The 19,870-nt window shown below is 72.5% G+C and carries 15 protein-coding genes; 10 read left to right on the forward strand and 5 right to left on the reverse strand.

Annotated features, from left to right (window positions below):
* The first annotated feature begins 994 nt into the window (after nucleotides 1-994).
* Nucleotides 995-2,173, forward strand: coding sequence for an ADP-forming succinate--CoA ligase subunit beta (sucC, locus tag ACFY9S_RS09955; RefSeq protein ID WP_102913453.1), 1,179 nt, complete (start codon nucleotides 995-997; stop codon nucleotides 2,171-2,173).
* 21 nt (nucleotides 2,174-2,194) lie between these two features.
* Complete coding sequence (sucD, locus tag ACFY9S_RS09960) at nucleotides 2,195-3,079, forward strand: succinate--CoA ligase subunit alpha (protein ID WP_391125097.1); 885 nt, start codon at nucleotides 2,195-2,197, stop codon at nucleotides 3,077-3,079.
* Between the two features lie 215 nt (nucleotides 3,080-3,294).
* Here the strand turns inward: sucD and ACFY9S_RS09965 are convergent, their stop codons facing one another.
* On the reverse strand, nucleotides 3,295-4,593 hold the full coding sequence (locus ACFY9S_RS09965; RefSeq protein WP_391125100.1) for a helix-turn-helix domain-containing protein: 1,299 nt from the start codon (nucleotides 4,591-4,593) through the stop codon (nucleotides 3,295-3,297).
* A 96-nt stretch (nucleotides 4,594-4,689) separates the two neighbouring features.
* On the opposite strand from ACFY9S_RS09965, the gene ACFY9S_RS09970 reads away from it, so the two are divergent.
* Nucleotides 4,690-6,585: a DUF6350 family protein gene (locus ACFY9S_RS09970; protein WP_391125103.1), complete on the forward strand. Its 1,896-nt coding sequence runs from the start codon at nucleotides 4,690-4,692 to the stop codon at nucleotides 6,583-6,585.
* 4 nt (nucleotides 6,586-6,589) lie between these two features.
* Here the strand turns inward: ACFY9S_RS09970 and ACFY9S_RS09975 are convergent, their stop codons facing one another.
* Nucleotides 6,590-7,390, reverse strand: a complete 801-nt coding sequence (locus ACFY9S_RS09975) for a hypothetical protein (protein ID WP_391125106.1) — start codon at nucleotides 7,388-7,390, stop codon at nucleotides 6,590-6,592.
* Between the two features lie 305 nt (nucleotides 7,391-7,695).
* On the opposite strand from ACFY9S_RS09975, the gene purN reads away from it, so the two are divergent.
* Entirely contained in the window at nucleotides 7,696-8,334 is a 639-nt protein-coding gene (gene purN / locus ACFY9S_RS09980; protein WP_391125109.1) for a phosphoribosylglycinamide formyltransferase, read from the forward strand.
* Nucleotides 8,331-9,896 (forward strand): bifunctional phosphoribosylaminoimidazolecarboxamide formyltransferase/IMP cyclohydrolase, encoded by a 1,566-nt coding sequence (gene purH / locus ACFY9S_RS09985; protein WP_391125112.1) that lies wholly within the window; start codon nucleotides 8,331-8,333, stop codon nucleotides 9,894-9,896. The genes purN and purH overlap by 4 nt, the downstream gene beginning before the upstream one ends.
* A gap of 50 nt (nucleotides 9,897-9,946) precedes the next feature.
* Here the strand turns inward: purH and ACFY9S_RS09990 are convergent, their stop codons facing one another.
* The 3 genes from ACFY9S_RS09990 to ACFY9S_RS10000 all read right to left on the reverse strand — a co-directional run bounded on the left by ACFY9S_RS09990 (nucleotide 9,947) and on the right by ACFY9S_RS10000 (nucleotide 13,272).
* Nucleotides 9,947-10,684: an ALF repeat-containing protein gene (locus ACFY9S_RS09990; protein ID WP_391125115.1), complete on the reverse strand. Its 738-nt coding sequence runs from the start codon at nucleotides 10,682-10,684 to the stop codon at nucleotides 9,947-9,949.
* A 106-nt stretch (nucleotides 10,685-10,790) separates the two neighbouring features.
* On the reverse strand, nucleotides 10,791-12,362 hold the full coding sequence (locus ACFY9S_RS09995; protein ID WP_391125118.1) for a protein kinase: 1,572 nt from the start codon (nucleotides 12,360-12,362) through the stop codon (nucleotides 10,791-10,793).
* Nucleotides 12,363-12,684: 322 nt separating this feature from the next.
* Nucleotides 12,685-13,272 carry a hypothetical protein gene (locus ACFY9S_RS10000; protein ID WP_391125121.1) on the reverse strand — a complete coding sequence of 196 codons (588 nt, stop codon included), beginning with the start codon at nucleotides 13,270-13,272 and terminating at the stop codon, nucleotides 12,685-12,687.
* Nucleotides 13,273-13,547: 275 nt separating this feature from the next.
* Here ACFY9S_RS10000 and ACFY9S_RS10005 point away from each other — a divergent pair, with 275 nt between their 5' ends.
* From ACFY9S_RS10005 to ACFY9S_RS10025, 5 genes are all read left to right on the forward strand, one after another.
* Nucleotides 13,548-14,402 carry a bifunctional methylenetetrahydrofolate dehydrogenase/methenyltetrahydrofolate cyclohydrolase gene (locus ACFY9S_RS10005; RefSeq protein WP_391125124.1) on the forward strand — a complete coding sequence of 285 codons (855 nt, stop codon included), beginning with the start codon at nucleotides 13,548-13,550 and terminating at the stop codon, nucleotides 14,400-14,402.
* A gap of 145 nt (nucleotides 14,403-14,547) precedes the next feature.
* Entirely contained in the window at nucleotides 14,548-14,991 is a 444-nt protein-coding gene (locus ACFY9S_RS10010; protein WP_102910970.1) for a DUF3017 domain-containing protein, read from the forward strand.
* Nucleotides 14,992-15,372: 381 nt separating this feature from the next.
* A complete protein-coding gene (locus ACFY9S_RS10015) occupies nucleotides 15,373-16,680 on the forward strand; it encodes a DUF2690 domain-containing protein (protein WP_391125127.1) in 1,308 nt (435 codons plus the stop codon).
* Nucleotides 16,681-17,026: 346 nt separating this feature from the next.
* Entirely contained in the window at nucleotides 17,027-18,016 is a 990-nt protein-coding gene (locus ACFY9S_RS10020) for a malate dehydrogenase (RefSeq protein ID WP_102912072.1), read from the forward strand.
* A gap of 246 nt (nucleotides 18,017-18,262) precedes the next feature.
* Entirely contained in the window at nucleotides 18,263-19,783 is a 1,521-nt protein-coding gene (locus ACFY9S_RS10025; protein ID WP_391125131.1) for an aldehyde dehydrogenase family protein, read from the forward strand.
* The last annotated feature ends 87 nt before the right edge of the window (nucleotides 19,784-19,870 follow it).

Consider the following 19,870-nt stretch of genomic DNA (forward strand, 5'->3'; position numbering starts at 1 on the left):
CGACAAGCCGGTAAGCCGGACGCCGCGGCCTCCGGCCCCGAACCCCACGTCGCCCGGCCAGGCCCAGGAACCCCCGACGTTCACGCCCACCACCTGAGACCCGCCGCGCCCATCAGCCACGCGGATCGCCTAGGCCACGTGGATCGCCTCAGTAGCTCCCCTCACTCAGGTCACCACCGCCACTCCAGCCACTCCGGACCCTCCCCGCACGCCGGCCGTACCCCGGCTGCCGCCCACTCGTCCGGCGGTCGTCCTGACGGCGTGCTCGGCAACCGGTCCATGGCCGACAGCGGCACGTCGCGTCACGGCGATGCCCACGCCGTCACCCTGAGCCCCGCGGCGCCGCTCGCGCTCGTGTCCGCTGACTGGGCCCCCGCATCCGGGGCCGGTACCCGGTGCGGTCACCGGGACATCCCCCTCTCGCCCGGCTAGCACGGACGTCCGCCGAGGTCTCCCCGCCGCAGGCCCGCCCCCGGGGCGGGGGGCTCCTCGGCCGGCCGACCCCGCCACCCGGGGTGCCCCGCGGCACCCCTCCCGCATCCCCGTGCTTCACGAGGCGTCACGCCCGGACGGCCGAAAGCCGTCGGTGGTCCGAGGCCGCAACCTCGTGGATGGGCCGGGTGGCCCCCATTGGGGTGGGGGCCACCCGGCCAGGCGCCCCGGGAGAGCCGGGCCCTGAACAGGGCCTCGTGCTCCTTCCGGGGTGTCCGGCGGGCCTCACCGGGTCAACCCCATCCCGGTGAGGCCCCTCACCCGCTCCTCACACCCGGCACGCCGTGCCAGAGAGCGCGGCATCATGTGACAGGTATCACCGCTCAGGTGTGACCCTCGATTTAGAGGCCTCCCGGAAGCAGCGATAACCTGCGAGACGGACATGCCGCGCGCTCGGACACCGTGTGCGCCTCCCTTGTGACAGACAGCGGACGTCACGTTGCCCTCGCGGCACGCCCACGCAGACAACGAACCGCGAGATCACTGATAGGGACGGAAGCGCGTGGACCTGTTCGAGTACCAGGCGAGGGACCTCTTCGCCAAGCACGATGTACCGGTGCTGGCCGGTGAAGTCATCGACACGCCTGAGGCGGCCCGCGCAGCCACCGAGCGCCTCGGTGGCAAGTCCGTCGTCAAGGCCCAGGTGAAGGTCGGCGGCCGTGGCAAGGCCGGCGGCGTGAAGCTTGCCGCCACCCCCGACGAGGCGGTCGAGCACGCGACCAACATCCTCGGCATGGACATCAAGGGCCACACGGTCCACAAGGTGATGATCGCCGAGACGGCCCCGGAGATCGTGGAGGAGTACTACGTCTCCTTCCTCCTGGACCGTGCCAACCGCACCTTCCTCTCCATCGCGTCCGTCGAGGGCGGCATGGAGATCGAGGAAGTGGCGGCCACCCGCCCCGACGCCGTCGCCAAGACGCCGATCGACGCCAACGAGGGTGTCACCGAGGCGAAGGCCCGCGAGATCGTCGCGGCCGCCAAGTTCCCGGCCGAGGTCGCCGACAAGGTCGTGAACGTCCTCGTCAAGCTGTGGGACACCTTCCTCAAGGAGGACGCCCTCCTGGTCGAGGTCAACCCGCTGGCCAAGGTGGCCTCCGGTGAGGTCATCGCCCTGGACGGCAAGGTCTCCCTGGACGAGAACGCCGAGTTCCGTCAGCCGGAGCACGAGGCCCTCCAGGACAAGGAGGCGGCCAACCCGCTCGAGGCCGCCGCCAAGGAGAAGAACCTCAACTACGTCAAGCTCGACGGCGAGGTCGGCATCATCGGCAACGGCGCGGGTCTCGTCATGAGCACCCTGGACGTCGTCGCGTACGCCGGTGAGGCGCACGGCGGCGTGAAGCCGGCCAACTTCCTCGACATCGGTGGTGGCGCCTCCGCCGCCGTCATGGCGAACGGCCTGGAGATCATCCTCGGCGACCCGGACGTCAAGTCCGTCTTCGTCAACGTCTTCGGTGGCATCACCGCCTGTGACGAGGTCGCCAACGGCATCGTCCAGGCGCTGCAGCTGCTCAAGGACAAGGGCGAGGACGTCACCAAGCCCCTCGTCGTCCGTCTGGACGGCAACAACGCGGAGCTCGGGCGCAAGATCCTCTCCGACGCCAACCACCCGCTGGTGCAGCGTGTGGACACCATGGACGGAGCGGCCGACAAGGCCGCCGAGCTCGCGGCTGCGAAGTAAGGGACGAGGGACTAAACAGCCATGGCTATCTTCCTCAACAAGGACTCCAAGGTCATCGTCCAGGGCATGACCGGTGCCACGGGCATGAAGCACACCAAGCTCATGCTGGCCGACGGCACGAACATCGTCGGTGGCGTGAACCCCCGCAAGGCGGGCACGTCCGTCGACATCGACGGCAACGACATCCCGGTCTTCGGCACGGTCGCCGAGGCGATCGAGAAGACGGGCGCGAACGTATCCGTCCTCTTCGTCCCGCCGGCCTTCGCCAAGGCCGCCGTCGTCGAGGCCATCGACGCCGAGATCCCGCTCGCGGTCGTCATCACCGAGGGCATCGCGGTCCACGACTCGGCCGCGTTCTACGCGTACGCCGGGTCCAAGGGCAACAAGACCCGCATCATCGGCCCGAACTGCCCCGGCCTCATCACGCCGGGCCAGTCGAACGCCGGCATCATCCCGGGCGACATCACCAAGCCGGGCCGCATCGGCCTGGTGTCGAAGTCCGGCACGCTGACGTACCAGATGATGTACGAGCTGCGGGACATCGGCTTCTCCTCCGCCGTCGGCATCGGTGGCGACCCGGTCATCGGGACGACCCACATCGACGCCCTCGCCGCGTTCGAGGCCGACCCCGACACCGATCTGATCGTCATGATCGGTGAGATCGGCGGCGACGCCGAGGAGCGGGCGGCGGCCTTCATCAAGGAGAACGTGAAGAAGCCGGTCGTCGGCTACGTCGCGGGCTTCACCGCGCCCGAGGGCAAGACCATGGGCCACGCCGGTGCCATCGTCTCCGGCTCCTCCGGTACGGCCGCCGCGAAGAAGGAGGCCCTCGAGGCCGCCGGCGTCAAGGTCGGCAAGACGCCGACCGAGACGGCCAAGCTGGCGCGCGCCATCCTCGCCGGCTGAGCAGCGCCTCACGGCTCACAGACGGGCCCGCTCCCTGCACGGGGGCGGGCCCGTCGCCGTTTCAGGGGGCCCCGGACTCCGTTTCCACCCCCGGCTTCCACCCTCCGTTTCCACCCCCGCCTTCCACCGTCCGTTTCCACCCCCGCCTTCCACCGTCCGTTTCCACCCCCGCCTTCCACCTCCTGCTTCCACGGCCCGTCTCCCGCAGGCCGGCGTCACCACGGCTGCGGCCGCAGCCGGTCCGGCCCCTTCTGCTCCTCCTTGCGCAGCTTCGCCCGCAGCTCCCGCTCCGACTCCGACAGCGGCCCGGGCGCCATCCGCGGCGGTACGCCCTGGACCGTCTCCCCCTCGGGCACCGGCGGCTCGTAGTGCGTCGGCGCCGTGCGCACGGTGAGGGCCGTCGTGCCGATCAGGGCGATCGTGAAGGCGATGGCGGCCCGGGTCCAGAAGCGGGCCCGGCGTTCCCCGACCTTGCGCACGACCGACGGTTTGGCGGCGCGCAGCCGCTCGACGGAGGCCAGTTCGACCAGCCTCCAGTGCAGGGTCTCCGGATCCGCCAGCTCCGGCAGCCGCTCGGCGACCGCCTCGCGCGCGTGCGCCAGCCGGTTCACTGCCGCGCGGGTGCTCGCCTCCGTCTCCGCCGCCGTCTCGGGCAGGCCCAGCCCGACCCCGTCGTAGAGCACCAGTGTGCGGCGGTAGGGCGGCGGGAGCTCCAGCAGGGAATCCATCAGCGTGCGGTCGAACGCGTCGGGCGGCGGCGGCTCGGGGTGCCGGTGGCGCGGCCGGAACCGGTGCCACGGGGAGAGCGCGCACTCGTACGCCATCGCGCGCACCCAACCCGCCGGGTCGCGGTCCCGGGCCACCTCGGGCCAGCGCTGCCAGGCGATCTGGAAGGCCCGCTCCACCGACTCCCGGGCCAGTTCACGGCGGCCGGTCAGCAGATAGGTCTGCCGGACGAGGGCGGGGGCGCAGAAGGCGTACAGCGCGTCGAAGGCCTGATCGGGGGTCAGGGCGGCGATGGCGTCGTCCGGCCGGCGCGGTGGCGTCGTCCGCGGGCGCTCGGTGAGGATGACGCGGTGCCCGTGCGGGGCGGGGGCGCGGCTCCGGTCGGGGACGGTGACGGGGCCGTGGCCCCGGTCTTTCGCGGCGGGGCGTTTCCGGTCGGGGGTGGCGGTCTTGCGCCGGGCCCGGGCGGATCTGCGCGAGAGGACCGCCCCGGGCGCCGGTTCCGGGTCGTCGGAGTCGGCGGCGCCGTCCTGAGGCGGCGTCATTCCCGCCTCGTCGCCGAGGGGGTCGGCTCCCTCGACTCCCTCGTCGCCGAGGGAGTCGAGCAGCTTCGCGTACTTCTCTCCCTTGCGGCCGCGCGGCGTGGAGCGGCCGGTCTCCCACCCGCGCACCGTCTCGCTGGTGACGCCCACCCGGGAGGCCAGCTGAGCCCGCGTCAGCGAGGCGGCCTCGCGCAGGCGTCGGCGCTCCTTGGGTGGGGGGAGCGGGATGGCAGGGCTCTGTGTCACAGGGCACGCCTCCGTCCGGAAAAGAACATAAGCGTATTTTTAGCGACACAGCGAGGGTTCGCCTGTTACGCCGGTGAAGCGCGTGTCGTTGGGAGCATGTCGGTCGTGATCGAGATGACCGCTCGCCGACGTTCGCCGGAGCCCCTGCTCGCCCGGATGCGCGATCGTTCGCCCGGGCTGCTCGGCGGCCTCATGGGGGGTGCGCTCGCGGCGGGCCTCGGACTGGCGTCGTTCGCCGTGCTCGTGATGCTGCTGTGGATCAGCTCGCCCTACCCGGACAGCGGGCCCGGCGGCGCCATGCACGTGGCGGCGGCGCTGTGGCTGCTGGCGCACGGCGCCGAGCTGGTCCGCACCGACACGCTCTCCGGCGTCCCTGCCCCCCTCGGCCTGCCGCCCCTGCTGCTGCTCGCGCTGCCGGGGTGGCTGCTGCACCGGGCGGCGCGGGACGCCACGGACGGCGGGGCAGGAGACGAGGACGACGCCTTCGAGGAGGACACCGAGGCGGTCGTCGGTCCGCCCTTGGTCGCACCCGGCATCGCGTGGACGGGCGTCGTCCTCGGCTACCTCGCCGTCGCCGTGCCCGCCGCCCTGTACGCCGCGGGCGGTGTGCTGCGGCCGTCGTGGGTGTGGACGGGCCTGTGCGTCCCGCTGTTCGCCGTCGTGGCGGCGGGGGCGGGCGTGTGGTCGGCGTACGGCCGTCCTGGCCGGCCGTTGCGGCGACTCCTGGGCCTGCTGCCGACGGGAGTACGCCCGCTGCTGCTCGACCCGGACGGGCGCCCTGGTGTCGCGGCCCGGGCCGCGGCGGCCGGGGCGGTGGTGCTCCTCGGGGGCGGTGCGCTGCTGGTGCTGGTGTCGATGGTGTGCCATGGAGCGGCAACGCAGGCGTCGTTGCTCCGGCTGACCGAGGGATGGTCGGGGCGGTTCGCCGTCCTCCTGCTGTGCGCGGCCCTGGTGCCGAACGCGGCGGTGTGGGGCGCCGCCTATGCCCTCGGCCCGGGCTTCGCCCTCGGCGCCGGTCATTCGGTCGGCCCGCTGGCCTCGGCGCCGGCCCCGTTCCTGCCACCGTTTCCGCTGCTGGCGGCGGTGCCGGAGGCGGGGGAGGGGGCGCCGGCGCACTGGGCGGCCGGGGTGGTCCCGCTGGCTGCCGCGCTGGTCGTGGGCTGGACGGTGGCCAAGGGCGAGGCAGCCGCGGAGCGCGGTGGGACGAAACGGGTCACGGCAGCCGCGGAGCGCGGTGGGACGAAACCGGTCACGGCGGCCGCGGAGCGCGGTGGGGCGAAACCGGGCGACGCGCGGGCCGCGGCCTGGTCGGCCGGCGCCACCACCCGTGCCGCCGCGTTGGCGTCGCTGCTCTGCGCGACTCTGCTCGCGGGGTTGGCCGCGATGTCGGGCGGCCCCATCGGTTCCGCCGTGCTGTCCCGCTTCGGACCGGTGTGGTGGCAGGTCGCCGCCGCGACGCTGGCCTGGCTGGGGCTGCTGGCGATCCCGACGGCGGTGGCGGTACGGGCCTGGCTGCGCCGCTCGTCCCGGGCGCGGGAGCCGAAGATCGGCAGACAGCGGGAGACGGCGGCCGAAGGCGCCCGCGGGCAGCGGCGACTGCCGAATCACGGCCGCGGTTGGTTCACGCGCACCGGCGTCGCCGGCATGGCCGGGGTGACCGGAGTCGCCGAGGACGCCCGGGGCGCCGGACGGGCGGGGCGGGACGAGGTCACCGGAGGCGTCTGGGGCCTCGGAGATCCCGGCGACGCCTGGGGGGCGGCGAGCGGCGGACGCACCGCGCGCGACGCCTCACCGGCCGACGGGACGCCCTCGCCCCAGCACCCCACAAACCCCGCGCCGGACGCGCCCGGCCTCGCCCGGGCGCCGGGCCTGCGCGACCGGCCCGACGAGACGGACTTCGGCGTCTACGACTTCCTGCCGCCCGACTCCGCCCCCGAGCCCTACGACGCCCCGGCCCCTCCCGGCCGGTTCTTCCCGCCGGAAACCCCCTGAAGTGTCAGCCGTCCGTCTCCAGCAGCCCGCGGAGCTGCTCCGGGAGAAGCTCGGAGCAGGACTGCTTCGCCTCGTTCGTGAGGGCGTCGGTGGTGCACGTGTAGTAGTCGCGGTAGACCAGCTGTGCCGTGAAGGACGCGGCGACCAGGGCGATGGCCAGCGACGCCGTGACCAGGCCGCTCACAGCCGCCGTCGTCTGGGGACGGCCGCCCTGCTGTTCCGGTGCCGGGGTGTCCGGGTCGGCGGTCCTGCGGGGCTTGGCACGCAGGGCGCTGATGGCCCAGTAGAGGGCGAGCGCGCCGAGCAGCAGGGCCACGTACGGCCAGCTGAAGAGGGCGAAGAAGAAGGCCCACATGCCCGACAACAGGGCGTAGCGCGCCCGGCGCTGCGCAGGGTCCGTCGGGTCCCAGCGCCCGTTCTGACCGCCGCCCTGGGGGCCGCCCTGGCCGTCGGGCCCGCTGCGGGGACGATCACCGAAGCCGCCGGAGGAGCGGCCGGGCTGCCGGTCGCTCCACCGGCTGCCCCAGGGGGAGCGACCGGGCCCGCCGCCCCGGGAATCCTGGGAGTCCTGGGCGTCGTCGCCCGACGGGCGCCGCGGCTGCCAGGGCCGGTCCGGTGTGCCCTCGGGCGGCGGGGCGAAGGGGTTGTCCTCCTGGGACCCACGGCCCCGCTCCTCCCCGCCGTCGCCGCCCGAAGGCGCGTCGGGCGGTGAGCTGGGGCGCTCCCGCAGCAGCACGGCGCCGCGCTCCCCTCCCTGCGGCGACAGCTGGGGGAACGTGAGGAGTCGCAGGCTGCGGTCCGGCATCAGGTGAGCGTCTTCCCGTTGGTGAGGAGGAATGAGTGGACAGAACGGAGCGGCGTCGGACCCGGGTCCGTCATCTCCTGAACGCACCACGTCCGGACGTCGTTCCCGAACCGGCTCCGTCCAGACGCTACCTTCCGGCCCCGCCCCCGTCCCGTGGGGGCCGCCCGGTGTGCCGGTATCGTTGCTGACGGTCGACCGGTTCGTAGGCTTCCCCGTATCCGGGGACGCAAAGCATTCGTATGAATGTACAAAACGCTGAGTGCCGGCCGCCTTGGACAGACGCTCCCCCGAGAAAGGCCCCCACCGTGGCCGCCAAGCCCGTGGCCCCGCGCGCCAAGCGCCTCGTCGTGCTGGTCTCCGGATCCGGCACCAACCTGCAGGCGCTCCTCGACGAGATCGCCGCCGTCGGTGCGCAGGCGTACGGGGCCGAGGTCGTGGCCGTCGGGGCGGACCGCGAGGGCATCGAGGGGCTGGCGCGTGCCGAGCGCGCGGGCCTGCCGACCTTCGTGTGCCGGGTCAAGGACCACGGCAGCCGCGAGGAGTGGGACGCCGCCCTCGCCGAGGCCGTCGCCGCCCACGAGCCCGACCTCGTCGTCTCCGCCGGGTTCATGAAGATCGTCGGCAAGGAGTTCCTCGCGCGGTTCGGGGGGCGGTTCGTCAACACGCACCCCGCCCTGCTGCCCAGTTTCCCGGGAGCCCACGGCGTGCGGGACGCGCTCGCGTACGGCGCCAAGGTCACCGGCTGCACCGTCCACTTCGTCGACGACGGCGTCGACACCGGGCCGATCATCGCGCAGGGCGTGGTGGAGATCCGGGACGAGGACGACGAAGGCGCTCTCCACGAGCGCATCAAGGAAGTCGAGCGAAGGCTGCTCGTCGAGGTCGTGGGGCGCCTCGCCCGCAACGGCCATCGCATTGAGGGACGAAAGGTAGTTATCCAGTGACCGCCGACAGCAATAAGCGGCCCCTTCGCCGGGCGCTCGTCAGCGTCTACGACAAGACCGGGCTCGAGGACCTCGCGCGCGGGCTCCACGAGGCCGGGGTCGAGCTCGTCTCCACCGGCTCCACCGCCGCGAAGATCGCCGCTGCCGGCGTCCCCGTCACCAAGGTCGAGGAGCTCACCGGCTTTCCCGAGTGCCTGGACGGCCGGGTGAAGACCCTGCACCCGCGCGTGCACGCCGGCATCCTCGCCGACCTGCGCCTGGAGGACCACCGGCGGCAGCTCGCCGAGCTGGGTGTCGAGCCGTTCGACCTCGTCGTCGTCAACCTCTACCCGTTCCGCGAGACCGTCGCCTCCGGTGCCTCGCCCGACGAGTGCGTGGAGCAGATCGACATCGGTGGTCCCTCGATGGTCCGCGCCGCCGCCAAGAACCACCCCTCGGTAGCGGTCGTCACCAGCCCCGCCCGCTACGCCGACGTGCTCAAGGCCGTCCAGGGCGGCGGTTTCGACCTCACCACCCGCAAGCGGCTCGCCGCCGAGGCCTTCCAGCACACGGCCGCCTACGACGTCGCCGTCGCCTCCTGGTTCGCCTCCTCCTACGCGCCCGTCGACGAGTCGCGGTTCCCCGACTTCCTCGGCGCCACCTGGGAGCGCGAGCACACCCTGCGCTACGGCGAGAACCCGCACCAGCCCGCCGCGCTCTACGTCTCCCCGGAGGGCGGCGGCCTCGCCCAGGCCGAGCAGCTGCACGGCAAGGAGATGTCGTACAACAACTACACGGACACGGACGCCGCCCGCCGTGCCGCGTACGACCACGCCGAGCCGTGTGTCGCGATCATCAAGCACGCCAACCCCTGCGGCATCGCCGTCGGCGCGGACGTCGCCGAGGCGCACCGCAAGGCGCACGCCTGTGACCCGCTGTCGGCGTTCGGCGGTGTGATCGCGGTCAACCGCCCGGTCAGCAAGGAGATGGCCGAGCAGGTCGCGGAGATCTTCACCGAGGTCATCGTCGCGCCCGGCTACGAGGACGGGGCCCTTGAGGCCCTCACCAAGAAGAAGAACATCCGCGTGCTGCGCTGCCCCGACGGCCCCTCGGCCCCGGTCGAGGTCAAGCCGATCGACGGCGGCGCGCTGCTCCAGGTCACCGACCGCCTCCAGGCCGACGGTGACGACCCGGCCGACTGGACGCTGGCGACCGGCGATGCGCTGAGCGCCGACGAGCTGGCCGAGCTGGCCTTCGCGTGGAAGGCCTGCCGCGCGGTGAAGTCCAACGCGATCCTGCTCGCCAAGGACGGTGCCTCGGTCGGCGTCGGCATGGGGCAGGTCAACCGGGTGGACTCCGCGAAGCTGGCCGTCGAGCGGGCGGGTGCCGAGCGCGCCGCGGGCGCGTACGCCGCGTCCGACGCGTTCTTCCCCTTCCCTGACGGCCTGGAGATCCTCACCGAGGCCGGGGTGAAGGCCGTGGTCCAGCCCGGCGGTTCCGTCCGCGACGAGCTGGTCGTCGAGGCCGCGCAGAAGGCCGGCGTCACGATGTACTTCACCGGCACGCGGCACTTCTTCCACTGAGAGCGGTGACCGGAGCGGGCCGGCGGTACAGTCGGCCCGCTCCTGTCGTCTCAGCCGTCCACCTCGAAGCGCCCGACCTCCAGGAAGTACCGCAGCTCCTCCGGCGTGCCGTCGATGACCTCCTCGGCGGCGGCCCGGAGCGCGTCGCTGATGGTCGGGTCGGCCAGGATGCGGGCGACGGCGACGCGGTCGTCCTCGGCCTGGGCGAGGCGGTGGCCGGTCTCCAGGAACGCGCGCAGTGCTTCCGGGGTGTTCACGTCGAGGGCCTTGCCGGCTTCCCGCTTGACGCCTCGGCCGGATTTCGGGTCGCTCAGGATGCGGACGACGGCGACGCGGTCGTCCTCGGCCTGGGCGAGGCGGTGGCCGGTCTCCAGGAACGCGCGCAGTGCTTCCGGGGTGTTCACGTCGAGGGCCTTGCCGGCTTCCCGCTTGACGCCTCGGCCGGATTTCGGGTCGCTCAGGATGCGGACGATGGCGACGCGGTCGTCCTCGGCCTGGGCGAGACGGTAGCCGGTCTTCAGGAACTCCCGCATGTCCTCCACGGTGCCGTCGAGCGCCTCGTTGGCCTCGCGGGTGACTCCGCGGCCGGTGTCCTCGTCGGCCAGGATGCGCAGGATCGCGATCCGCAGCTCCTCCTCCGACATCTGGTCCACGGGGGTGTCGTCCGCCGGTGCGGCCGACACCCCCGACCCGGGAGCCGTGCCGGTGGCGAAGGCCGGGGTGCTGAACAGGAGGGCGGGGGCCAGGGCGCCGGCGGCGACCAGCAGGGCACCACGGGTGAGTCTCATGTGCGAACCTCTCTCTCCAACTGACGGGAATCGAGAGCATGTTCGCATGCCCCGCTCGGCTGGACCGGCCATTTACGACGGCGCCTCGGCCACCCTGGCGTGGAGTTCACTTCCGGCCCTCGGGTGCGTACTCCGCCAGGAAGTGGGCGACGCGGTCGGCGTATGCGCGGACGTCCGGGGGCACGCCGCCCGCCGCGTTCACCGTGCGGTACGACCTGCGGTACGCGGCGGCTACGAGGACCCGCCGGTCGCCCGGCAGGTCACCGTGCAGGCGCGGGGCGATCCAGCACAGGTAGCGGCCCATCGCCGGGATGGATTCGGCGGGCGGGAAGGGAGGCTGGGGGACCGTCTCTCCCGGAGTGCCGTCCTCGTTCATCCACCAGCGCAGGACGCGCGGGGTCCAGCGGGCGATGCCGTACTCGTCGTTCGCGGGGTCGGAGAGGTCCGGTTCGAAGTCGCTCTCCACCTTCAGCATGGCGGCGATCAGGACCGGGCTGACCTCTTCCTGGTCGCAGTCGTGCGCCGTCTCGACGATCAGCAGGCGGTAGGCGGGCGGCACGCCCCGGTCGGTGCGGAGCTCCGCGGCGCCGTACGCGGCGGCCGAGACGTTCGCGGTCGCGCCGGCGCCGCCACCGGCTCCGCGGCCTCCGGCCCAGACGCCGGTGCCGTAGGCCAGGGCGGCCAGGGCCGCGACGGCTCCGGTCGCGACGGCCACGACGGCCGCGACGGACCTGCGACGGAAGCGGTGGCGGGCGGGACGCAGAGGGGGCAGGCGGAAGGCGCTCCGGCCCTGGCCCGCGACCGCCGTCACGCGGCGCAGCAGCGCCGTGCCGCCGATGCGCTGCTGGTGCGTCCGCGTCAGACAGGCGCGCACGATCTCCCGCCAGCCGTCGGGAAGTTCCGGCGACAGGCGCAGCTGGTCGACGCCGCGGGCGTAGGCCGCCGCCGCGTCGCGACGAGCTGCCGGGGTGGCGCCGGGCAGCGGGAAGGCGTCGGTGAGCACGAGGTGGGCGAGGACGCCGAAGGCCCAGATGTCGGCGGAGGGGCGGATGCGGCGGCCGCGTTCACCGATCTCGGTCCACAGGAGTTCCGGCGGGGTGTAGTCGGGGGTGGAGAAGGCCGACGTGTAGGCGTGGGTTCCCTCCAGCTCGGCGGCCAGGTTGAAGTCGGCGAGACGGACCGAACCGTCCGCCATCAGCAGCACGTTGGCCGGCTTCAGGTCGCCGTGCACCCAGCCGGCGTCGTGCAACTGGGCGAGGCCCTCGGCGATCTGCGCGAGCAGTGCCGGGCCGGCCACGGGGCGGGGTGTGGTGGCGAGCACGGCCGACAGGGAGCCCTCGGCCTTCTCCAGGACGAGGACGGTGGCGCCGTCCAGCTCCGGGCGGCCCGGGTCGTCGACGGTCAGCGTCTGGTACATCCGCACCAGCCGCGGACGTCTCAGCCGCCGGTACAACTCGACCTCACGCTCGATCAGCTCGCGCAGGTGGGACAGCCGGCGCGGCGTGGCCGTCCCGGTGGGCAGGAACTTCAGCGCGGCCGTGGACGGCAGTCCGGTGCCGTCACCGACGCGCCGGGCCGCGTACACACTGCCGAAGGCGCCCGTCGCGATGGGCTCGTACACCTCCCAGTCGCCGACCCGGTAGCCCTTGGGCACGGGTACGGCGTAGGCCTCGCTCACCGGGTCGCCCCGGGCCCGTGTGGACGGCCGGGGATCCGGAAGGGGCCGTGCGCGGACGCGCTGGACGTGCCGGACGCGCCGGATCCGCGGCGTTCGCCGGGCGCGCGGGTGATGGGGGTGCGGGTGATGGGGGTGCGGTTTCGCTCGTCCTCCGTGGTCGGCGGAGGTACCACGATGATGCTGTACAAGGTGCTCTCCCCGTGCCTGAACAGCTACCACTGTCAGGTTAGGGCGACGCACCAGGGCCGTGCCCCCCTCGTACGGGTGAGACACGGCCCTTGGAAGTGAATGGCGTGAACCGGTCCGGTCGACCGGGTCCGGTTCAGTGCTTGGGGCGGTTGAACCAGGCCTTGCCGTTGGCGTTGCCGACGAACACCGCGACCAGGACGGCCAGGACGGTGTGCACCAGGCCGACGATGACGAACGGGTAGATGCCGAGCACCGCCGTGATGATGGCGAACACCATGATGGTGACCCGGGCGCCGTTGCCGCCGCTCTTGAACTTCGTCGCCAGGACGGCCGCGAACACCAACCAGGCCAGGCCGAACACGACGTAGCCCCAGATCAGGCCGGTCGAGTCGCCGACCAGGTCCTGAAGGGCGGCGTTCTCCTGCACGGTCGCGTCGTTCTTCGCGGCGTTGATCGCTGCGGCGCCGATCCCGAGGATCACCACGGCGACGACCTGCAGACCGACGATGACCCACATCATCACGCGGGCCGCGCTCACCGAGCCGGGCATCGTGGTCGGCGCGGCGGGGCCGCCGTAGGGGGAGACCGGAGGGGCCTGCGGGTAGCCGTAGCCGGGAGCCTGACCCTGGTTCTGCGGGTAGCCGTAGCCCGGCTGCTGCGGCTGCTGCTGCGGCTGCCCCTGGGGAGCGCCGTAGGGGTTGTTCGGGTCGCCGTAGCTCATGGGGGACTTTCCTCCGTTGGTCCGAGTGCGGGGACGACGCGTGACATCCGCACGGAGGAAAATCTTCAGTATTGCGACCGTCCCCCCGTTGAGCTGCCCGCGGCACTTGTCGGGTCATCGTTCTTCACCACTGACCGGCTTGTCCAGCCGCATTCCCGATGTGTTGTGCAAGTGCAACATCGCTGATCATGGGCGGATAGGGGAGGACGGGCCCCGCGGTGCCCGGATTGCGGCCGGATTGGAACCGTGGCGGGTTCATCCGCGAGGATGGGGCCATGACCGCCCAGATTCTCGATGGCAAGGCCACCGCAGCCGCGATCAAGTCCGACCTGACCGCCCGCGTGGCGGCGCTGAAGGAGAAGGGCGTCACGCCCGGCCTCGGCACGATCCTGGTCGGGGACGACCCCGGCAGCCAGAAGTACGTCGCCGGCAAGCACCGCGACTGCGCGCAGGTGGGCATCGCCTCCATCCAGCGCGAACTGCCCGCCACGGCGACCCAGGAGGAGATCGAGCGGGCCGTCCGCGAGCTGAACGACGACCCGGCCTGCACCGGGTACATCGTGCAACTGCCGCTGCCCAAGGGCATCGACGAGAACCGCATCCTGGAGCTGATGGACCCGGACAAGGACGCGGACGGACTGCACCCGATGAACCTGGGGCGCCTCGTCCTCAACGAGCCCGCCCCGCTGCCCTGCACCCCGAACGGCGTGCTGACGCTGCTCCGCCGCTACGGCGTGGAGATCAAGGGCGCGGAGGTCGTGGTCGTCGGACGCGGTGTGACCATCGGCCGGCCGATGCCGCTGCTGCTCACCCGCCGCAGCGAGAACGCGACCGTGACCCAGTGCCACACCGGCACCCGTGACCTGTCGGCCCACCTCAAGCGCGCGGACATCATCGTGGCAGCCGCCGGCTCCGCCCATCTGATCCGCGCCGAGGACGTGAAGCCCGGCGCGGCCGTCCTCGACGTCGGCGTCTCCCGCAGCGCCGAGGGCAAGATCGTGGGCGACGTCCACCCCGACGTGGCCGAGGTCGCCGGCTTCATCTCCCCGAACCCGGGCGGCATCGGCCCGATGACCCGCGCCCAGCTGCTCATGAACGTGGTCGAGGCGGCGGAGCGCAGTGTCGGCTGAGCCCCGGACCCCGAGCGGGCACGAGACGCCCACCAGGCACGAGGCGCCGGGCGGGCACGAGACCCGGGACGGGCACGAGACATCGGGCGGGCACGAGACGCAAAACGGTCCTGACGCGCCGGGCGGGCACGAGGCGCCGGAGGACATCACCGTCCGGGACCCCATCAGCGCGCCCGACGCCGAAGGGCGGCCGCGGCGGGTCACCCGGCGTTTCCCGCTGTTCACCAAGGACACCGCGCGGCCCGAGGGCGGCGGCCGGGCCGCGTCCGAGGACGCTCCCGCGCCTGCGCGGCAGTGGCCCGTGCTCGCCGTGCTGGGACTGGCCGGGCTCGGACTGCTGGTGACCGCTTTCGGCCTGTTCCGGCTCGGAACGCTGCTGATCGGTGTCGCCCTGCTGGGCGGCGGAGCGATGCGCTGGCTGCTGCCGGATGTCGGCATGCTCGCCGTCCGCTCCCGGTTCACGGACATCGTCACCTACGGCCTGCTGGGCCTGGTGATCGTCATGCTGGCGCTGATGGTCCAGCCGAATCCGTGGCTGCAGATCCCGTTCCTGAAGGACACGCTGCACTTCACGGTCACCAACGAGTGACGGACGGCGGCCCGTCCTCTCCCCCGAGGAAGGACGGGCCGCCGTCACGCACCACCCTCCGGCACGGCGAACGGCCTGTTCAACGGCTGTCAGTGCGCTGTGGCACGGAAGTGACAGTTCCGGTACGTCTCGCTTCCGATACTGCACAAAGTGGTGCGACGCGGGGATTGGCAGGGACAATCAGGACGGTCCAGGGTGTACCGCGCGCGGTGACCATGCTCCTGTGCGCCCCCCGTCAGGGAACTGAGATCCTGACTGGGCGCATCCCTGTGGGTATCCAGAACGGGGACTCGGCCAAGGCCGCCACGCGCGGGGCGAACAGCGCGAGAAATATCAGCACGTACGGGGGGAAGAGGGGGAGCAATGCCTCGTTGGAAGGCCTTGCCGGATGAGCTCGATCCGCAGATCAGGGAGTTCACCAGTCAGCTGCGCAGGCTCGTGGACCGCAGCGGTCTGAGCATCGCGTCGGTGGCGGACCGCACGGGCTACAGCAAGACGTCGTGGGAGCGTTACCTGAACGGCCGGCTGCTCGCGCCGAAGGGCGCGATCGTGGCTCTGGCCGAGGTCACGGGCACCAATCCGGTGCACCTGACCACCATGTGGGAGCTCGCCGAGCGCGCCTGGAGCCGCTCGGAGATGCGGCACGACATGACGATGGAGGCCATACGGATCTCCCAGGCGCGCGCCGCGCTCGGGGAGTTCGGCGGGCAGGACTTCACCGACCCCTCGGCCGGTGGCAAGGCGGCCTCGGCGGGCGAGGGCAGAGCGGCCTCCGCGGGCGGCGGCAAGCCCGCCCGCCGGAGCGGCGGCACCACGATCACGCCGGGCGTCGCGGGACCGGCCGGTGTGGCCCCGACCGTGCCGCCGCAGCCGACGGCCCCCGAGGTCCAGGACTCCAGCGGCGCGGGTGTGCGGGAGGAGAGCGGCCGGGCCGCGGCGCCCGAGGTCAACTCGTGGGGACTGGCCGGGTACCAGGGCCCGTCGTCGACGGCAGGCCGTTCCGCCGGACCCGGTGCGGACCGGGGATCCCGGCCCGGCTCCGGTTCCGGAACCCCCACCGGGTCGCCCGGCGGGGGTCGCGCGGCCGGAGCCGGGCCCGGCTCGTACGGCGAACCGCAGGACGCCGTCCCGGCGCGGGCCGGTGGCGCGGGCGGCAGGGGTGCCGGCGGGACCCGCCGTGCCCCCTCGGCCCCCGCGGGCAAGAAGCGGACCGCGACCTTCGTCGCGGGTGTCGTGGGCGTGCTGGTGGTGATCGCCGGCGCGTTCTACCTCACCGGCGGCGGTGGCGACGACGAAGCCGGGGGCGGCGCCAAGTCGCCCTCGCCGACCGTCAGCACCGACCCGAAGCTGCCGCCCGGCGTCAAGTGCAGCGGCGCCGACTGCACCGGCAAGGACGCGGAGGCCATGGGGTGCAGCGGTGACCTGGTGACCACGGCCCGGACCGCGACCGTCGGCACGACCGTCGTCGAGGTCCGTTACAGCGAGACCTGCAAGGCGGCCTGGGGGCGTATCACCCAGGCCGCACAGGGCGACGAGGTCGAGATCAGCTCGGGCAAGGCGAAGCAGACCGGCAGCATCACCGCCGCCGGGGACGCCATCGCCTACACCCCGATGGTCGCCGTGAAGGGCGCCGCCGACGCCAAGGCCTGCGCGACCCTGGCGGCCGGTGGCCAGGGGTGCACCGACTAGGCGCGAAGGAGGTGCCGCCCGCCCGGGTGAGGAATTTCCGAGGGGGAGGAATGTCCGCACGGATCGGGGGCACGCGAACCGTACCCCCACGGGAGTCCGGCATGGTCGGTATCCCCCAGGCGGCCGCCTTCGTCCTCCTCTCCCGGACGGGGCGGCCGCCTTTTGCCCGGGGTGGGTGCGTGTGCGAGGGCGGGGCGGAGTTGTGGGCCGGGCCACATCGACCCGGACGTCCGGGATCCCGGATGCGCGGTAGCCTGACGGCTGAATGGATCTCTTGACGCCAAGAGATCGATCAAACGTCCGGGGCAGGGACCGCCCCACCGCCAGCTGTCATACGGAGAACGCCATGACCCGCACTCCCGTGAACGTCACCGTCACCGGCGCGGCCGGCCAGATCGGTTACGCCCTGCTCTTCCGCATCGCCTCCGGTCAGCTGCTCGGCGCGGACGTGCCGGTGAAGCTGCGCCTGCTGGAGATCACGCCCGCCCTGAAGGCGGCCGAGGGCACGGCCATGGAGCTGGACGACTGCGCGTTCCCGCTCCTGCAGGGCATCGACATCACCGACGACCCGAACGTCGCCTTCGACGGCACCAACGTCGGCCTGCTCGTCGGTGCCCGCCCCCGCACCAAGGGCATGGAGCGCGGCGACCTGCTGGAGGCCAACGGCGGCATCTTCAAGCCGCAGGGCAAGGCCATCAACGACCACGCCGCGGACGACGTCAAGATCCTGGTGGTGGGCAACCCGGCCAACACCAACGCCCTGATCGCCCAGGCCGCCGCGCCGGACGTACCGGCCGAGCGGTTCACCGCGATGACCCGCCTGGACCACAACCGCGCGCTGACCCAGCTCGCGAAGAAGACGGGCTCGACGGTCGCCGACATCAAGCGCCTGACCATCTGGGGCAACCACTCCGCCACCCAGTACCCCGACATCTTCCACGCCACGATCGCCGGCAAGAACGCCGCCGAGGTCGTGAACGACGAGAAGTGGCTGGCCGAGGACTTCATCCCGACCGTCGCCAAGCGCGGCGCCGCCATCATCGAGGCCCGTGGCGCCTCGTCGGCCGCCTCCGCCGCCAACGCCGCCATCGACCACGTCCACTCGTGGGTCAACGGCACCGCCGACGGCGACTGGGTCTCCATGGGCATCCCGTCCGACGGTTCCTACGGCGTGCCGGAGGGGCTCATCTCCTCCTTCCCCGTCACCACCAAGGACGGCGCGTACGAGATCGTCCAGGGCCTGGAGATCAACGAGTTCTCCCGCGCCCGGATCGACGCCTCCGTCAAGGAGCTGGAGGAGGAGCGCGAGGCGGTCCGCGGCCTCGGCCTCATCTGAGCGAGCCTCTCGCCGTTGTCGTTCGCAGGCCCCGCCCCGGTTCCCCGGTGCGGGGCCTGCGGGCTTTCCGACGGCCCGACCAAGCGCACACCTTTTGTTCCCGTTTGCCCGCATCTCCCGTGACACAGCGCACTTTCGGCCATCGACGCGCATGCATCCGGGGGAGTCGGGCAGGCGACCTCGGTCTCTTAGTGACACGCATGTGACACAGGGGCGCTGATCAGGAACGGAAGGCGAACAGCGATCATGGCGGAAAGTACCGAACTTCAGGCGCGTCAAACCATCCATGCGGGAGGAGAGTGGCGGGCGGCCACCTCCGGGGCCACCCGCGAGATCCTCGACCCCGCGGACGCCCTGCCCTTCGCCGTGGTCTCGGAGGGTGACGAGAAGGACACCGACCTGGCGATAGCCGCCGCCCGGCGCGCCTTCGACGAAGGTCCGTGGCCGCACACCCCCGCCACCGAGCGGGCCGCGCTGCTGAGGCGTGTCGCCGACCTGCTCGTGCGGGACCGTGAGGGGCTGGGCCGGCTGGAGGCCCGCGACGCGGGCAAGACCGTCGAGGAGGGCCGCGTCGACATCGACTGTGTCGCCGACGCCTTCCGCTACTTCGCCGACCTGGTCGCCGGCGAGGCTCCCGGCAGGGTCGTGGACGCGGGCTCGACCGACATCCACAGCGTCGTCGTGCACGAGCCCGTCGGCGTCTGCGCGATGATCACGCCCTGGAACTACCCGCTGCTCCAGGCCAGCTGGAAGATCGCCCCCGCCCTCGCCGCCGGCAACACCTTCGTCATCAAGCCGAGCGAGATCACGCCGATGACGACGATCGCGGTCATCGAGCTGCTCGTCGAGGCCGGGCTCCCCGCGGGCGTCGCCAACATCGTCACCGGCCCGGGTCACTCCGTCGGCGCACGCCTGTCCGAGCACCCCGACGTGGACCTGGTCTCCTTCACCGGCGGCACGGTCAGCGGCGTCAAGGTCGCCGAGGCCGCCGCCCCGACCGTCAAGAAGGTCGCCCTCGAACTCGGCGGCAAGAACCCCAACGTCGTCTTCGCGGACGCCTGCGCCACCGAGGAGGGCTTCGACACCGCCGTCGACCAGGCCCTCAACGCCGCATTCATCCACAGCGGCCAGGTCTGCTCGGCCGGTGCCCGCCTCATCATCGAGGAGTCCGTCCGGGACCGCTTCGTCACCGAACTCGCCCGGCGCGCCGAGAAGATCCGCCTCGGCCGCGGCACCGAGGACGGCGTCGAGTGCGGCCCGCTCGTCTCCGAGCAGCAGCGCGCCAAGGTCGAGATGTACGTCGAGTCCGCCCTCAAGGAGGGCGCCGTGCTGCGCTCCGGCGGCAAGCGCCCCGAGCCGTCCCCGCAGCGTCCGGAGAGCGGCTACTTCTACGAGCCGACCGTCCTCGACCACTGCCACCGCGAGATGCGCGTCGTACGGGAGGAGGTCTTCGGGCCGGTCGTCACCGTCGAGACCTTCCGGACCGAGGACGAGGCCGTCGCCCTCGCCAACGACACCGAGTACGGACTGGCGGGCGGCGTCTGGACCTCCGACGCGGGCCGCGCCCGCCGCGTGGCCGGGCGGCTGCGCCACGGCACGATCTGGATCAACGACTTCCACCCCTACCTGCCGCAGGCGGAGTGGGGCGGTTTCGGCAAGAGCGGAGTGGGCCGCGAACTCGGCCACGCCGGACTCGCCGAGTACCGGGAGACCAAGCACGTCTACCAGAACCTCGCTCCCAAGCCGGTGCGCTGGTTCGCGGGCTGATCCCCGCCGGGCCGCCGACTCTCATCCCGGGCCGACCCCCCCACACCCCGGGCTGAGCGTCCCCGCCCCCCAGCTCGTTCACTTCAT

Source organism: Streptomyces sp. NPDC012474, assembly GCF_042955185.1.
Taxonomy (GTDB): Bacteria; Actinomycetota; Actinomycetes; order Streptomycetales; family Streptomycetaceae; genus Streptomyces; species Streptomyces cahuitamycinicus.

Bases quoted from the DNA above. Each gene is read 5' to 3' on its own strand.
- sucD (WP_391125097.1), top strand. From the start codon at position 2,195: ATGGCTATCTTCCTCAACAAGGACTCCAAGGTCATCGTCCAGGGCATG.
- ACFY9S_RS09970 (WP_391125103.1), top strand. From the start codon at position 4,690: ATGTCGGTCGTGATCGAGATGACCGCTCGCCGACGTTCGCCGGAGCCC.
- ACFY9S_RS09975 (WP_391125106.1), bottom strand. From the start codon at position 7,390: ATGCCGGACCGCAGCCTGCGACTCCTCACGTTCCCCCAGCTGTCGCCG.
- ACFY9S_RS09990 (WP_391125115.1), bottom strand. From the start codon at position 10,684: ATGAGACTCACCCGTGGTGCCCTGCTGGTCGCCGCCGGCGCCCTGGCC.
- ACFY9S_RS10000 (WP_391125121.1), bottom strand. From the start codon at position 13,272: ATGAGCTACGGCGACCCGAACAACCCCTACGGCGCTCCCCAGGGGCAG.
- ACFY9S_RS10005 (WP_391125124.1), top strand. From the start codon at position 13,548: ATGACCGCCCAGATTCTCGATGGCAAGGCCACCGCAGCCGCGATCAAG.
- ACFY9S_RS10020 (WP_102912072.1), top strand. From the start codon at position 17,027: ATGACCCGCACTCCCGTGAACGTCACCGTCACCGGCGCGGCCGGCCAG.
- ACFY9S_RS10025 (WP_391125131.1), top strand. From the start codon at position 18,263: ATGGCGGAAAGTACCGAACTTCAGGCGCGTCAAACCATCCATGCGGGA.